The following is a 13999-nucleotide window of genomic DNA, read 5'->3' on the forward strand; positions in this document are numbered from 1 at the left end:
GCCACCCGGCGCACCATCCCGTCCTTGTCCTGGAGGGCCTGGGTGAGGGCGGGGAGGGCCGGGGGGTCGCCGATGTTCCCCAGGGCCTCGGCTGCCGCCCGGCGCACTTCCGCATCCTCATCTTGGAGGGCTCGGAGGAGGGCGGGGAGGGCCGGGGGGCCCATCTTCTCCAGGACCTCGGCTGCCGCCCGGCGCACCCCCCCGTCCTCATCCTGGAGGGCCTGGGTGAGGGCGGGGAGGGCCGGGGGGTCGCCGATGTTCCCCAGGGCCTCGGCTGCCGCCCGGCGCACGTCCGCATCCTCATCTTGGAGGGCTTGGAGGAGGGCGGGGAGGACCGGGGGGCCCATCTTCTCCAGGGCCTGCACCGCCGCCCGGCGCACGTCCGCATCCTTATCCTGGAGGGCCCTGCGCAGCTCAGGGCCCAGGTGCTCCCATATCCCCTTGGCGTAGCCGCTCTCCGCGGCCAGCTCGGCGGTTAGGAACAGGTCGCGGCGCAGGAAGCGCTCTTCCGGCGAGCGGGCGCGCAGGATCCTGCGCAGCAGGCCCAGGGCCTCCGCTTCGGGCAGCGAGCCGACCAGCAAGGCCAGCGGCTCGCGCCACTCCGGAAGATGCAGGCGCGGCCGCAGGAAGCGCCACGCCCGCCGGGCGTCCCGCTCCCATGCCTCCTTCAGGCGCAGGGCCACGAAATACTCCCGCAGCGTCTGGTGGCTGAAGACGTAGCGGTAACGCACCCTTCCATCTTCCGCCTCCGGCAGGCGGGCGAGGAGGCCGGTCTGCTCCCGCAGGCGGCGCAGCCCCTCGGCCGCCTCCTTATCGTCCTGCGCCACCCGGAAGGCTTGCAGCGCCTCGCGCAGATCCGCCTCTTCGTTCCCCCCGCCGATATGCAGGTGCCATGCCAGCGCCTGGAGGGCCTGAAGGAAGCGCGGCTTTTCCTCCTCCTTCGCGCCGCGCCGTTTGGCGCGCTCCCAGGCCTCCTCCACCCACAGGCGGTAGAGGTCGGCGCGGCCCCGGGCGACCTCGCCGGTTTGGGCGTAATGCTGGGCGCTCAGGCGCAGGAGCAGGGGGTTATCCAGCAGGCGGCCCAGGGCCGGGTGGGCCCGCATCTGCTCCAGCAACCGCCGCGCCTGCGCCTCGGCCTCCTCATCGGTCCACTCGGGTTTCAGGGCAGCCAGCCAGCCGCGCAGGTAGGGCAGGGCTTCGCCTTCGGGGTGCTCAAAGGGCTTGAGGGTGTATTCGCGCAGCCCTCGCAGGGGTTGAAACCCGGCCGGGCGGGAGGCCAGGATCACCCATCCGGCCCCGCTGTCGGCGAAGCGCTGGATGCGCTCGCGCACGGCCCCGCGGAGGCCCTCCGGCACCTCGTCCAGCCCGTCCAGCAGGACGAGCAGGCCGAGGTCTTGTTGCCCGGCGCGCAGCAGCGCCTCCGCTTCGTCCTCGGGGCATTGTAGCCATTCGCGCACCTCCATGCGCAGGGCGTCCCACAGGGTCTCCTTCTCGGCGATGGGGTGGGCCCGGGCTTGCAGGTTCAGCAGGATCGGGACGTAGGGACGCTGGACCCTCAGCCGCGCGATGTGCCAGTTTTCCTCCGCGCGGGCGAAGCACAGCCCGATGAACCGCAGGGCGGTGGATTTCCCCGCCCCCGGCTCGCCCAGCAGGGCCAGGTTTTCTCTCTTCTCCAGCACCTCCTCCAGCGGGACCGGCGGCGGGGGCGGCTGGGGGGAAGGGGGCACGCCGGCGTGCTGAAAGCGCAACTCGGCCGGGTCGAGGTCGGGACGCGGCGGCTCGGTCCCCTTCGGTTCGGGTCGCTCCCGCGCCTGGAGCATGAAGAAGACGCGCTCCAGCGGCAGGCGGCGTTCCTCGCCGTGCACGGTGACTGTCAGGTATCGCCATTCCTCCGCGACGGCGCGCCGGTAACGCGCGATCAGGTCGTTCAGGGATTGTGCGCCCATGCCTCCTTGGCCCCTTTCCATCCGATGCGGCTCGTCGGATCGGGCGGACGCCCCCTTCCCATGGCGATTATAGCGATGCGGGGGGCTCTGGCTTGAGGATGGCCAGGACGGGGTAGAGCTCCGGGCGACCGGGCTCGATGGCGATCTCCTCGAAGGCCGGGTTCTCCGGCGAGAGAAACCATTTCCCGTTGCGGTAGTTCAGTCGCTTGATCAGGAAGGCCCGGTGGGCCTGGGTGTGGTAATCCTCCACCAGGACGGCCAGCACCAGCCTCCCCCGCCACGCGCGCCACTCGTTCGGGTCCCGCGCCGCCGGCCCCGGGATCCGCCGCGCCAGGATCAGGTCCCCGGGCTCGATGCCCGCACCCCGCATGCTCTCCCCCTCCACCCGGAGCACGATCAGCTCCTCCCGACGCGCCACCACTATCGGCGCCATATCCGCCTCCACATACACCCGATACACCTGCTCCCCCACGCACAGTCGCTCGATTTGAACCTCCGCCGAATCCGAAAGGCGCTCCGCGGTCTGAGGGTCCAGGAACTGAAGGTCCCCCGCTTGAGGATGGGTGTCCGGGAGCAGGATGAGGGAGAGCAGGGCCAGGCGGGCGGGCCGGAGCGGGCCTCCCGGCGTCGAGATGGGCTCCGCCGGCGTCCTTTCCGGAGCCTCCTCCCGTGGAGGCTCCGCGGCAGCGAGGTGTCGATCGCGGAGGATCTCCCCGATGATCTCCCGCGCCCAACGGAGCCATTCCGCCAGCTCCGGCGATGTCATGCCCTGCAGCGCGGCCGCCCGCTGCCGGTCCTGCAGCAGCCGCTCCGCCCGCCGCGCCAGCTCCAGGGCCCATGCCGGATCCTCTCTGCGCAGCCAGAAGGCCCCCAACAGCGCCGCGAGCGCCTCCGCCAGGGCCGGGCCGTGAAACCGAAGGGCGCGGAGGATCTCCGTCAGGGGCTGCCGCAGGGCGCCCGGGGGCAGATACCCCGCCCACCGGTCCAGGGCCATCCCGACCAGCTGCGCCCCGATCCGACCGGGCATGGCCGCCCCCGGCCCGGCCAGGGAGTCCACCGGCACGGACAGCAGGAGATGGCAGAGGGCGCGCAGCCGCTCCGGATCCAGCGGGTCCTGATCCAGCAGCGCCCGGAGCGCCTGCAGGGCCGGATGCCCGCCTTCATTCAAGGTCCGAATCAGATGGGAAAGCAGGCGACGCTCCTGCTCCACCGGACGCGCCTCCTGTGTCGCCCTGGGGGCTCTGTATGATCCGCTGCAGGTGATGGAACAGCTCCAGCAACTCCTTGGGGGTCAGCAGGGCCATCTCCGGCTGGGCCCAGTGCTGCACCAGCTCCACCAGCCGCAGGAGCAGGCGATGAAGCCCCCGCTGGGGGTCCTCCGCGGACCACTCCTCGCGGACCACCGCGGTGATGGCCTCCAGCAGCTCCCGCTGGCCCATGGCCCGGGCCAGCTCCCGCTGGCGCAGCTGCTCCCGCACCGCCCGGGATTGCATGTGCACCACCCACCCCCGCCAGGGCACCTGCCAGTGCTCCAACCACGCCTGGCGGATCAGCGGCTCCACTTCCGGCCGGGGCATGGGCGGGGTGAAGGCGAAGTGCAGGATCTGCGCGTTCCACCGCGCCGCCTGCTCCTCCAGCTCGGCGCGGATCTCCTCCCGGATCTGCTCCCAGCGCACCGGGATCGGCGCGTCCTCCGGGGGTCGCTCCGGGATCCCCCGCGTGTTTCGCTGCTCTGCAGGCTCCCCGGCGAACCGGGGCGGCTGGGCCTGGGCACCTTCCGGGCTGGTGTAAGGGGACCACAGCTCATCGAACCACAGGGTGCCCAGCCGGCGGGCCAGGCGGTTTCGGGCCTCGTCGGCCAGCTCGCCGGCCCAATCCACGCCATAGCCCCGGTCCCGGGAGCCGGTGTCCAGGGCGTAGGCCATGCGGATCAACCGGGCCTCCCCGGCCGCGTCCCCGGGCTCCCAGCGCAGCCGCGCGCCGAGCTCCAGCCGCGCCTGCACCGGCAGCCCATCCTGGGTCCATGCGTTCACCTGCCGGCGGCGGATCTGCGGACGAAGATCCAGGACCAGGGCCGGGCGTTCGAAGGGCCTCAGGCGATGTTCCCCCGGACCGATCAGCCGGACGAAGACACCGCCCCGCTCCAGCAGGACCAGGCAGCTCTCGTGCACGACCAGAGTGCCCGGGCCGCCGATCCGGACCAGGGGGGACGTGCGGGTCGCTGCGGTGAGGTCCCCGTCCCGCGCGTGGCCCACCGGGGTTCGCGCGTGGGGGAAGAACAGCGCCCGCAGGAGGAAGCCGAGGGCCTCACCCCAGCGGACCTGATACATCCGCGCGACGAAGTTGGAGGCCTGAACCAGCATGAAGGCGGCGATCGCTCCTTCCATCAGAAGGCCCAGCCCGCAGCCGAGCCCCAAGATCTCCCCGATCCGCTCCCCCCGCCATGCGCCGATCAGGCATGCGCCGATCAGGAGGGGGATCAGAAGCAGGCCGGGCAGGCCGGCGGCGAAGACGATGGCCACCCGAAGGAGGAGCTCCATCAGCGCCCTCACGGGCTCCCTCCTTGCAGATACGTGCGGAGGTGGTTCAATTCCTCCGGCAGCAGCAACCCGCTCTTGCGGACCGCCGTGTCCAGCGTCTCCAGGAAGTGCAGGAGGATGAGATTGGGGGAGAGGGCGTCGCGGCCGCTCAGCACCTCCCGGAGGGCCTGGAGGGTCTCCATCTGGGCGGCATGACGGGCGCGGGCGTATTCCAGCAGCAGCTCGGATTCTGCCAGGCCGATCCAGCGGGCCAGCCGGGCGGCCCACTGGCTGCGCCAGACCTCCACCCGCTGGCGCCGGGCTTCCTCGGGCACCTCCGTCAGGGCGAGACGCAGTCGGTCCAGCCGGATCCCGGCCCGGCGCAGCTCCGGGACCAGCGTCCTCTGGATCTCTTGGGCCAGCCGGGCGAGGGGCGGATCCGGCCGCTCTGTTCCTTCCCGAGCCAGCCCGAACAGCTCATCGAAGAGGCGGTTGCCGATTTGGAGGGCAAGCTCCTCCCGGGCCCGGTGGGCGGCCAGCTCGAACCAGTGGAGCATCCGATCCTCATCGACGCGGGCGGCCCGGAGGGCCTGGGCGATGGACCGGGCGACGCGCGGGGCCGGATAGAAATAGGGGGACAATCCCCGCTCGACGGGAGGGGGACGCTGGGCGGCGAAGGCGGTGACGGTGCGGATCTGGAATCCAAGGGAGAGCCCGTCCTGGGTGCGGACCGTCACCGGATCCGGGTCGCTTCGGGGATAGCGCTGCGGGCGGAGATCTATGAAGGCGGTGATCTGCTCTCCCTCTCGCACCCACGTCAGCCCGGGGCCGGCGATGTGGAGGAAGCCGACTCCCCCCTCCACGGCCAGGGCGCTCCGGGCGTCCATCAGCCAGAGCCCGGGCCCCTGCCGGGGCTCCATGGAAGCGCGCGCCTGGCCCGCGTCCACCACCCCCAGGCTGCGCAGCCGGCCGAAGATCCAGGCGGCGAACGCCCGCCGCACAAGGCCGGCCTCGTGCGGCGCAGCGGGAGCTAAGGCAGGGAGGAGGAAGAAGAAAAGGAAAACCCCATACAGGATCATCGCGAGGAGCCAGAGGGCGAACAGGAACCCGGGGATCTTCGCCCAGCGGAGCCATCCGATCCCGCTCAGAAGCCCGACGAGGAGCAGCCCCAGCCATGCCCCGATTCTGCCTCTCCGCAGCATGCTTGCCTCCCCTGGAGGGACCCCCGTAGCGCGCCGCGATTTCCCGGGCCTCCTGATCCCCAACCCGGATCCCCATCTGGGGGCCCAGTGGAAGGGCATGGTTGCATCCCCGTATCTCCCGGAAAGGCCAGGGGAACGCCGCGAAATCGCCTGCAGATTTCAACTTTCAATTGTATTACCGCTGCAGGGTTGCTGCGAGCCATCACCCGTTCGTCCGATGGCCGGAAGAGAGCGCCCGTTCTGGAGAATGACCTCACACGCCGAGCCTCCCTTTTTGACGGGGCGGCGCTCCTGTGCTACGATGGAGCACCCTGGAGGTTCACCATGGGAGAGCGACGACAGCGACGGATCGGGGAGCTGTTGCGGGAGGAGTTGAGCGCCTTGATCGGGGAGCTGAAGGACCCCCGGGTGGCCGGGGTGACGGTCACCGCGGTGGAGCCGGCGCCGGATTTGACCATCGCCAAGGTCTATGTGACGACCTGGCCGGCGGATCCCGCCCGACGGGAGGAGGTGCTGGCCGGCCTGGAGCACGCGAAGGGTTACCTGAAGCACGAGCTGGCCGGCCGCGTCATCCTGCGCCGCATCCCCGATTTGGTGTTCAAATGGGACGACACCTTCGATCGCGCGGATCGCATCGAGCGCCTGATCTCCCGGCTCCACGGTGAGAAGGAGCAGCCCTCGGATGAGTCGTGAGCAGGCCCGACAGGCCCTGGAGCGGGCGCGCCGCGTGGCGGTGGCCACGCACATCACCCCGGATGCGGATGCCATCAGCAGCCTCATCGGGCTGACGCAGATCCTCCGCCGTCTGGGGAAGGAGGCGGAGCCGTTCTGCGATGATGAGCTGCCCCCGCGCCTGCGGGCGATCCCCCATGCCGAGGAGATCTCCCGCGTCGCCCATGGCTCCTTCGACCTCCTGGTCAGCCTGGACGCCAGCGACCCCGCCCGCCTGGGCCGAGCCTTCGCGGAGGTTGGAGAAGCTCCTTTGCTGAACATCGATCACCACATCACCAACACCGGCTTCGGAACGGTGAACTGGGTGGATCCCTCCGCCGTGGCCACGGCGGAGATGGTGTTGTGGCTGGCGGACGACCTGGGGGTGCCGCTGGATCGGGAGCTGGCTTCGATCCTGCTGGCCGGGATCTTGGGGGACACCATGGGACTGCGCACGCCCAACGTCACCCCCCAGGTCCTGCGGGAGGTCATCCGCCTGATGGAGGCGGGGGCCTCCCTGCCGACCCTGGTCGATGTCCTTTTCAACCGGCGCTCCTTCGCGGCCATCCGTCTCTTCGGCCAGGCCCTCGCGGGGGTCCGGCTGGAGGACGGCGTGATCTGGACGGTGGTCACGCGGGAGATGCGACAGACCTTGGGGCTGGGCCAGGCCAACGACCTCAGCCTCTCCAGCTTCCTGATCAGCGCCGAGGAGGCACGGATCGCCGCGGTCTTCACCGAGCGGGACGATGGCAAGGTGGAGGTGAGCATGCGGGCCCGACCCGGCTACGATGTGGCCCGCGTCGCCCTCGCCTTCGGCGGCGGCGGTCATCCCCCGGCCGCCGGCTGCTTAGTCCCCGGCCCGCTGGAGGAAGTCATCCCTCCGATCCTGTCCGCCCTGAAGGCCGCCGCGCGGGACGGCCGCACGGATCCTTCCGGATGAAGGAGGCCCCGTGGCTTCCACAGGACAACCGGTGCGGGTGGGCATCCTGACCATCAGTGATCGAGCGGCCCAGGGGATCTATGCGGATGAGAGCGGGGCCCTCCTGCGGCAGCAGGTCGCCGAGCGGCTGGGCTGGACCGTGGCCCACTATCGCGTGGTCCCCGATGAGGTCGAGGCGATCCAGCAAACCCTGCGGGCCTGGTGCGATGAGGAGGGGCTGGATCTGATCCTCACCACCGGGGGGACGGGGCTGGGCCCCCGGGATCTCACCCCGGAGGCGACGCGGCCCCTGCTGGAGCGGGAGGCACCGGGGATCGCGGAGGCGCTGCGGTTCTACGGGCTGCAGCGCACGCCTTTCGCCATGCTCTCCCGGGGCGTGGCTGGCCTCCGCGGGCGGACCCTGATCATCAACCTGCCGGGGAGTCCTCGGGCGGTGCAGGAGGCCATGGAGGTCCTGGTCCCTGTGCTCCCCCATGCCCTGGCCTTGACGCGGGGGGAAAGCGGCCCGGCGGCTGCCCACACCCTGCGGGCGTGAAACGGCTCAGCGGGCCAGCATCAACACCATATCGTAGTAGGCCAGGTTGGCCTCCCGCCGACGCTGGACCACCTCCTCCAAGGGAATCGTGACGATATCCCGACCCTGCAGGGCGGTCATCACCCCGCGCTCGCCTCCCAGCAGCGCCTCCACGGCCTTCACCCCCATGCGGGTGGCCAGCAGGCGATCGAAGGCCGTGGGGCTCCCGCCCCGCTGGATATGGCCCAGGATCGTGATCCGCACATCGAAGCCGATGGGATGGCTCTCCAGGAATTTGGCGACCTCCGTGGTGCGATAGGGGGAACCCTCCGCGATGACGATCAGGGCGTGGGTTTTGCCCCGCTCGTAAGCGTCCATCACCGCCCGGGCCACCTCCTCCAGGCGGGTCTCCCGCTCCGGGATCAGCACCATCTCCGCCCCGCCGATCACCCCGGCGATCAGCGCCAGATACCCGCAATCCCGCCCCATGGTCTCCACCAGGAACGCCCGCCCGATGGAGGAGGCGGTGTCCCGCAGCCGGTCGATGGCGTCGATGATGGTGTTGAGGGCGGTGTCCACCCCGATGCTCATGTTCGTGCCCCAGATGTCGTTGTCGATGCTGGCGGGGACGCCGACCACGGGGAAGCCACGCTGGTGGAGGGCCAGGGCGCCGCGCATGGAGCCGTCGCCGCCGATCACCACCAGCCCCTCGATCCCATGCTGGTTCAGGCGCCGCAGGGCCTTGCGTTGCCCCTCCTCCGTCATAAACTCCTTCGAGCGGGCGGTCTGAAGAATGGTCCCGCCGCGCTGGATGATGCCGCCCACGTCCCGAGGGCGGAGCTCCACGATCTCCCCCTCGATCAGGCCCTGGAACCCCCGACGGATCCCCATGACCCGCAGGCCGTGATAGGCGGCGGTGCGCACCACCGCCCGGATGCAGGCGTTCATGCCCGGCGCATCCCCTCCGCTGGTCATCACCCCAATGCACCGCATCCCGCATCACCTCCGTGGCGGCTTTCAAGCGGGTCGCTTCCGAAATCGGACATTTTACTCATTTTAGCGCTCCCCACGTATATCCGGACAAAGATCCGTCCTCACAGCGGGCGCGATCGCCGGCAGCCGCCGTCGGCCGCGCAGGGGCCCTTCGCCGGAGCTCCGCTCAGGAGGACACGCTCCCCCGAATTGTGCTACAATGTAAAGAAATCAGAGAGGATCCGGGCAGGTTGAACTTTGCTGAGCAGGGGGAAGATCCCATGGCGAGCGTGGCCTTTGAGCATGTCACTAAGCAGTTCGGGAACGTGGTCGCGGTGAAGGACCTGACCCTTTACATCCCGGACGGCGAGTTCCTGGTGCTGGTCGGCCCCTCCGGTTGCGGCAAGACGACCACCCTGCGGCTGCTGGCTGGGTTGGAGGAGGTCACCCAGGGGCGGATTTACATCGGGGATCGGGACGTGACGGAGGTTCCCCCCAAAGATCGCAACATCGCCATGGTCTTTCAGTCCTACGCCCTCTATCCCCACATGAACGTCTACGACAACATCGCCTTCGGCCTGCGCATGCGCAAGGTCCCCAAGCCGGAGATCGAGCGCCGGGTGCGGGAGGCGGCCCGCATGCTGGAGATCGAGCATCTGCTGGACCGCAAGCCGCGGCAGCTCTCCGGTGGGCAGCGCCAGCGGGTGGCCGTGGCCCGGGCCATCGTCCGCGACCCGGCGGTTTTCCTCTTCGACGAGCCCCTCTCCAACCTGGACGCCAAGCTCCGGGTCCAGACGCGGGCGGAGCTGATCAAGCTGCACCAGCGGCTGGGGACCACCTTTGTGTATGTGACCCACGATCAGGTCGAGGCCATGACCATGGGCACCCGCATCGCGGTGATGAAGGATGGGGTGCTCCAGCAGGTCGACACGCCCCAGAACCTTTACGAGCGGCCCGACAACCTGTTCGTGGCCGGGTTCATCGGCTCGCCGCCCATGAACTTCTTCGAGGCCCGCCTGGTGCCGGAGGGCGAAGGCCTGTGGGTGGACACGGGGGCTTTCCGCGTCCCGGTCCCGCCGGATCGGGTGCCCGTCTATCGGCCCCATGTGGGCCGGCGGGTGATCTTCGGGCTGCGGCCGGAGCACATCTACGACCCCGAGTTCGCGCCGCCCCTCAACCATCCGGCGGAGGTGCAGGCTCGGGTGGACGTGCGGGAGCTGATGGGCAGCGAGGTCCATCTGCACCTGGTGGCCGACCGCCAGATCTTCGTCGCCCGTGTCGATCCGCGAACCCACGCCCTGGTCGGGAACACCATCCGCGTCCTCTTCGATATGGACCGCATGCACCTCTTCGACGCGGAGACCGAGCGGGCGATCCGGTAACTCGCACGGGGGATCCTGTGAGTTTCCCCCATGGAGGGGGAAGGGGGAGCTGAGGGCGTGAGCGCCTCAGCCCCCTTGTTTTACTGAGCTCGGCTGGCGAGGAAACGATCGAAGCCCACCTGTGCCTCACCCACCGCCATCGTTCCTATGCTCACCCCCACCCGTCCGCCCTCCTCCCCGGGATCCCGGGGGATCCGGGTGGCCTCGATCCCGTTGATCCAAAAGACCATCGCGCCCCCTTCGCGGCGAACCCGTAGGTGATTGGTGGTCCGCCCAACCCGGATCGCCTCGTGAGGGGTCCAATCCATGCGTATCCGCCATGCTCCTCGCTCATAGACGAAGATCCCATAGTAGCCGTCGGCGCTGACGGCGAACCGGTAAAGGCGCCCCGGCCCGGCCTCCAGGATTAGGCCGTAATCCGCGGACATGGGGCCCTCGAGCAGGGTGGCCTCCACCTCGACTTGGCCCTCCCGGAATGCGAAGGGAGAGAGCGCCCAGGCGACGGTCCGCGCCGGTTGCAGCGTGAGGATCAGGCGCCCGTCCTCCACCCGGGCCTGGAAGCGCGGATCCCGAGGGAGGAGCCACCCCGGCGCGCCCTCGCGGAAGTCCGCGGCGTAACGCGCCGGGGCGGGCGCACGGCAGCCCGCGAGCAGCATGATGCCGATCATCCCGCCGAGAAGGACCCCGCCTCTCATCCCATCCCTCCGCGCAGGGAGCCGAAGGCCCCCGGGCTTTGGTCTCTACTATAATTCCACCCGTGAACGGTTTACTTTCTCCGGATCTCCGGCCGGTGTCCACGCCGATGGGCGATGTGGATCGGATCCCGCCGCCGCGGTTTCAGCTGGGGGACCCGCGGTGGGTGCTGGAGCTGCGATACCTGCCGTGGCCGGTGGCGTGGGCGGCCTGTTTCGGCCGCCCGGGGCCGCTCCATGTGGAGCTGGGCTTCGGCGATGGGGCCTTCCTGGCCGCCCTGGCCCGCCGGATGCCGGCCGCCAACCTGGTCGGGGTGGAGCGGGCCCTGGAGCCGACCCGCTGGGCCCTCCGGCGCATGCGCCGAGAGGGAGTCGAGAACGTCCGGCTGGTGCTGGGGGACGCCTTCGCCGCCCTGGCCTTCCTGTTCGAGCCGGGGTCCATCGAAGGGCTTTATGTCAACTTCCCGGATCCCTGGCCGAAGGCCCGTCATCATCATCGACGCCTGCTGACGCCGGGCTTCCTTCATCTGGCCGCCCATCGCCTCCAGCCCGGCGGCCTCCTGACCATCGCTACCGATGATCCTGATTACGCCCTCTGGATCGCGGAGGCGCTCCGGGACACCCCCGGTCTGGAGAGCGTCTTTGAGACGCCCTGGGTGCACGCCCTGCCGGGGCGGGAGCCCACGCGATATGAACGCAAGGCCCTGGCGGCCGGACGGCCATGCTTTTATTTCGTCTGGCGGCGATCCGGAGCGGTCCCGGCGCCGGTGTTGCCGCGGATCATGCGAGGGGAGGCGTCCATGCCCCATCGGATCTGGGAGGGGGATCCGGATCTCTCTCAGGTGGCGGCGCAGCTGCGGGGACGCCTGTGGCAGGACGGGGAGACCATCTGGCGGGTGAAGGGCCTGTATCGGGCCGTGGAGGGGGAGGGGTTACTGATCGAACTGCTGATGGCCGAGGGATCCTGGGTGGAGACGGTGGCCCTGATCTTCCGTCCCCATGGCCCAGGGCTCTGGATCCTCAAGCCGGCGGAGATCGGAGGGCTCCGGCCCACCCTGGCCCTTAAGATGGGCGTCCAGCGCATCGCTCAGGCCATTGAGGAGGCAACCCCCGGGCTGCGCGTGGTCTCCTCCACGATCTGAAGGGCCCGACGGTTGGCCTTTGAACCCGGACGCGGAGGGGCGGATGGACAAACCGGTTCACGAGCTGACCTTTGAGGAGGCGCTGGCGGAGCTGGAGCGGATCGTGCGGGCTCTGGAAGGGGGCGGTCTCCCCCTGGAGGAGGCCCTGGCCCTCTATGAGCGGGGACAGGCCCTGGCGGAGCGCTGTCAGCGGCTGCTGCAGGAGGCCCGGCTCCGCGTCCGGATCCTGGAGCGGGACGAATCCGGGGCGCTCCGCCTCTCGCCCTTCGAAGAAGGGTGACGGATGGAGCCGGCGGATCTCTTCCGGAACCCGATCCTGATCCCGGCCTTCCTGGCCTGGACGGCTGCCCAGCTCTCCAAGGTCCCGGTGGAGTGGGCGCGGCGGCGACGGTTGGACCTGAGGCTGTGGTTCAGCGCCGGCGGGATGCCTAGCTCCCACGCCGCCCTGGTCTCGGCCATGGCGACCGCCGTGGGGCTGCGGGAGGGTTTCACCTCCACCGCCTTCGCCGTCAGCCTGATCGTCGCCCTCATCGTGATGTATGACGCGGCGGGGGTCCGCCGCGCAGCCAGCATCCAGGCGCGCCTCCTCAATCAGATCCTGGACGAGGTGTTCGCGGGCCGTCCCCTGAGCGAGCAGCGCGTGAAGGAGCTCATCGGCCACACCCCGATGGAGGTGGTGGTGGGGGCGCTGCTGGGGATCGCCATCGCGTGGATCTGGTGGCAGCTCGCGCCCTGAGGGGAGAGGGATGAAGATCTACACCCGCACCGGCGACGACGGGACCACCCAGCTGATGGGCCCGACCCGGGTCCCCAAGGATCACCCCCGGGTGGCGGCCTACGGGGCGGTGGACGAACTGAACGCCTGGCTGGGTTACCTGCACGCCATGGGGCTCCCCCCTCCATGGGCGGAGCGGCTGCAGGAGATCCAGCGAGACCTCTTCGTCATCGGCAGTTACCTGGCCCTGGATCCCACCGTGGCGGATCGGGCGGCCGCCCTGCCTCCTCCGCCGGAGGAGCGGATCCCCCAGATGGAAGAGTGGATCGACGAGTGCGAGGCGGTGGCCGGGCCGACCCGCGTCTTCATCCTGCCGGGCGGGCATCCCCTGAGCGCCGCGCTGCACATCGCCCGCACCGTCTGCCGACGGGCGGAGCGGGCCGTGGTGACCCTCCACCGAGGAGAGCCGGTTCCCTCCTGGATCCTGGCCTACCTCAACCGTCTCTCCGACCTGCTGTTCATGCTGGCCCGCTGGGCCAACGCGGCGCACGGGGTGGAGGACATCCCATGGAGGCCGTGATGGCAGTGTTGCCGGCTCATGCTCAGGCGCTGCTGGAGCAGATCCGCTCCCGGCGCTCTGTCCGCCGTTACCGGCCGGATCCCATCCCCCGGGAGTGGGTGGAGGCCTTGCTGGAGGCCGCCCGCTGGGCCCCCTCGGCCCACAACCGGCAGCCCTGGCGCTTCGCGGTGGTGGAGGACCCCGGGGTCAAGGCCCGCCTGGCAGAGGCGATGGGAGAGCGGCTGGCGGAGGACCTGCGGCGCGATGGCGTACCGGCGGAGCGGATCGCCGAGGAGGTCGCCCGCTCGGTGGCGCGGATCACCGCCGCTCCCCTGGCCCTCGTGGTCTGTCTCTCGATGGTCGAGATGGACCGCTATCCCGATACGCGGCGCCAGGCCGCGGAGCGGACGATGGCCGTCCAGAGCGTGGCTATGGCCGGGCAGAACCTCCTGCTGATGGCTCACGCCCTGGGCCTGGGGGCCTGCTGGATCTGCGCCCCGCTGTTCTGCCCGGATACGGTCCGCGAGACGCTGGGGTTGCCCGCGGACTGGGAGCCCCAGGGGATGATTCTGGTGGGGTTCCCGGCGGGGCCGCCCCGGGTGAAGGAGCGCCGGCCCCTCGAGGCCTTCACCCGCTGGATCCGCGCCTGAGGGGCCCTCCAGACATCGAACGAGGCTTCTTTCTCCAGGAGGCCTGGGGATGGGG

15 protein-coding genes are annotated in these 13999 nt (G+C 70.2%); 9 read left to right on the forward strand and 6 right to left on the reverse strand.

Annotated elements, in window-relative coordinates:
- The 4 genes from CFB18_RS04010 to CFB18_RS04025 form a co-directional block, all read right to left on the reverse strand.
- Window positions 1–1946, reverse strand: a 1946-nt coding sequence (locus CFB18_RS04010) for a HEAT repeat domain-containing protein (protein WP_159461564.1), incomplete at its 3' end; no start/stop codon positions are given.
- Between the two features lie 67 nt (window positions 1947–2013).
- The gene (locus CFB18_RS04015; protein ID WP_088570523.1) at window positions 2014–3156 is read right to left on the reverse strand and encodes a LexA family protein; all 1143 of its coding nucleotides are present in this window, start codon (window positions 3154–3156) and stop codon (window positions 2014–2016) included.
- Entirely contained in the window at window positions 3107–4498 is a 1392-nt protein-coding gene (locus CFB18_RS04020) for an SPFH domain-containing protein (RefSeq protein WP_088570524.1), read from the reverse strand. The genes CFB18_RS04015 and CFB18_RS04020 overlap by 50 nt, the downstream gene beginning before the upstream one ends.
- Window positions 4495–5667, reverse strand: coding sequence for a hypothetical protein (locus CFB18_RS04025; protein WP_088570525.1), 1173 nt, complete (start codon window positions 5665–5667; stop codon window positions 4495–4497). Before CFB18_RS04025 ends, CFB18_RS04020 begins: the two co-directional genes overlap by 4 nt.
- Window positions 5668–5991: 324 nt before the next feature.
- Here CFB18_RS04025 and rbfA point away from each other — a divergent pair, with 324 nt between their 5' ends.
- The 3 genes from rbfA to CFB18_RS04040 are packed head-to-tail and all read left to right on the forward strand — an operon-like array spanning window position 5992 to window position 7853.
- Window positions 5992–6360 (forward strand): 30S ribosome-binding factor RbfA, encoded by a 369-nt coding sequence (gene rbfA, locus CFB18_RS04030; RefSeq protein WP_088570526.1) that lies wholly within the window; start codon window positions 5992–5994, stop codon window positions 6358–6360.
- Entirely contained in the window at window positions 6350–7318 is a 969-nt protein-coding gene (locus CFB18_RS04035) for a DHH family phosphoesterase (protein ID WP_088570527.1), read from the forward strand. The genes rbfA and CFB18_RS04035 overlap by 11 nt, the downstream gene beginning before the upstream one ends.
- A 10-nt stretch (window positions 7319–7328) precedes the next feature.
- Window positions 7329–7853 (forward strand): MogA/MoaB family molybdenum cofactor biosynthesis protein, encoded by a 525-nt coding sequence (locus tag CFB18_RS04040; RefSeq protein ID WP_200808071.1) that lies wholly within the window; start codon window positions 7329–7331, stop codon window positions 7851–7853.
- 6 nt (window positions 7854–7859) lie between these two features.
- On the opposite strand, the gene pfkA is transcribed toward CFB18_RS04040, so the two are convergent.
- Window positions 7860–8825, reverse strand: coding sequence for a 6-phosphofructokinase (gene pfkA / locus CFB18_RS04045; protein ID WP_088570529.1), 966 nt, complete (start codon window positions 8823–8825; stop codon window positions 7860–7862).
- A 260-nt stretch (window positions 8826–9085) separates the two neighbouring features.
- Here pfkA and CFB18_RS04050 point away from each other — a divergent pair, with 260 nt between their 5' ends.
- Window positions 9086–10186 carry an ABC transporter ATP-binding protein gene (locus CFB18_RS04050; RefSeq protein ID WP_088570530.1) on the forward strand — a complete coding sequence of 367 codons (1101 nt, stop codon included), beginning with the start codon at window positions 9086–9088 and terminating at the stop codon, window positions 10184–10186.
- Window positions 10187–10266: 80 nt separating this feature from the next.
- Here the strand turns inward: CFB18_RS04050 and CFB18_RS04055 are convergent, their stop codons facing one another.
- Window positions 10267–10881 (reverse strand): hypothetical protein, encoded by a 615-nt coding sequence (locus CFB18_RS04055; protein ID WP_088570531.1) that lies wholly within the window; start codon window positions 10879–10881, stop codon window positions 10267–10269.
- 95 nt (window positions 10882–10976) lie between these two features.
- Between CFB18_RS04055 and trmB the strand changes: the two genes are divergently transcribed.
- The 5 genes from trmB to CFB18_RS04080 are packed head-to-tail and all read left to right on the forward strand — an operon-like array spanning window position 10977 to window position 13944.
- Window positions 10977–12020 carry a tRNA (guanosine(46)-N7)-methyltransferase TrmB gene (gene trmB, locus CFB18_RS04060; RefSeq protein ID WP_143597508.1) on the forward strand — a complete coding sequence of 348 codons (1044 nt, stop codon included), beginning with the start codon at window positions 10977–10979 and terminating at the stop codon, window positions 12018–12020.
- Between the two features lie 43 nt (window positions 12021–12063).
- The gene (xseB, locus tag CFB18_RS04065; protein WP_088570533.1) at window positions 12064–12300 is read left to right on the forward strand and encodes an exodeoxyribonuclease VII small subunit; all 237 of its coding nucleotides are present in this window, start codon (window positions 12064–12066) and stop codon (window positions 12298–12300) included.
- A gap of 3 nt (window positions 12301–12303) precedes the next feature.
- Window positions 12304–12756 (forward strand): divergent PAP2 family protein, encoded by a 453-nt coding sequence (locus CFB18_RS04070; RefSeq protein WP_088570534.1) that lies wholly within the window; start codon window positions 12304–12306, stop codon window positions 12754–12756.
- Between the two features lie 10 nt (window positions 12757–12766).
- A complete protein-coding gene (locus CFB18_RS04075) occupies window positions 12767–13315 on the forward strand; it encodes a cob(I)yrinic acid a,c-diamide adenosyltransferase (RefSeq protein ID WP_088570535.1) in 549 nt (182 codons plus the stop codon).
- Window positions 13303–13944 (forward strand): nitroreductase family protein, encoded by a 642-nt coding sequence (locus CFB18_RS04080; RefSeq protein ID WP_088570536.1) that lies wholly within the window; start codon window positions 13303–13305, stop codon window positions 13942–13944. The genes CFB18_RS04075 and CFB18_RS04080 overlap by 13 nt, the downstream gene beginning before the upstream one ends.
- Window positions 13945–13999: the final 55 nt, after the last annotated feature.

The sequence above is a fragment of the Thermoflexus hugenholtzii JAD2 genome (assembly GCF_900187885.1).
Classification (GTDB): Bacteria; Chloroflexota; Anaerolineae; order Thermoflexales; family Thermoflexaceae; genus Thermoflexus; species Thermoflexus hugenholtzii.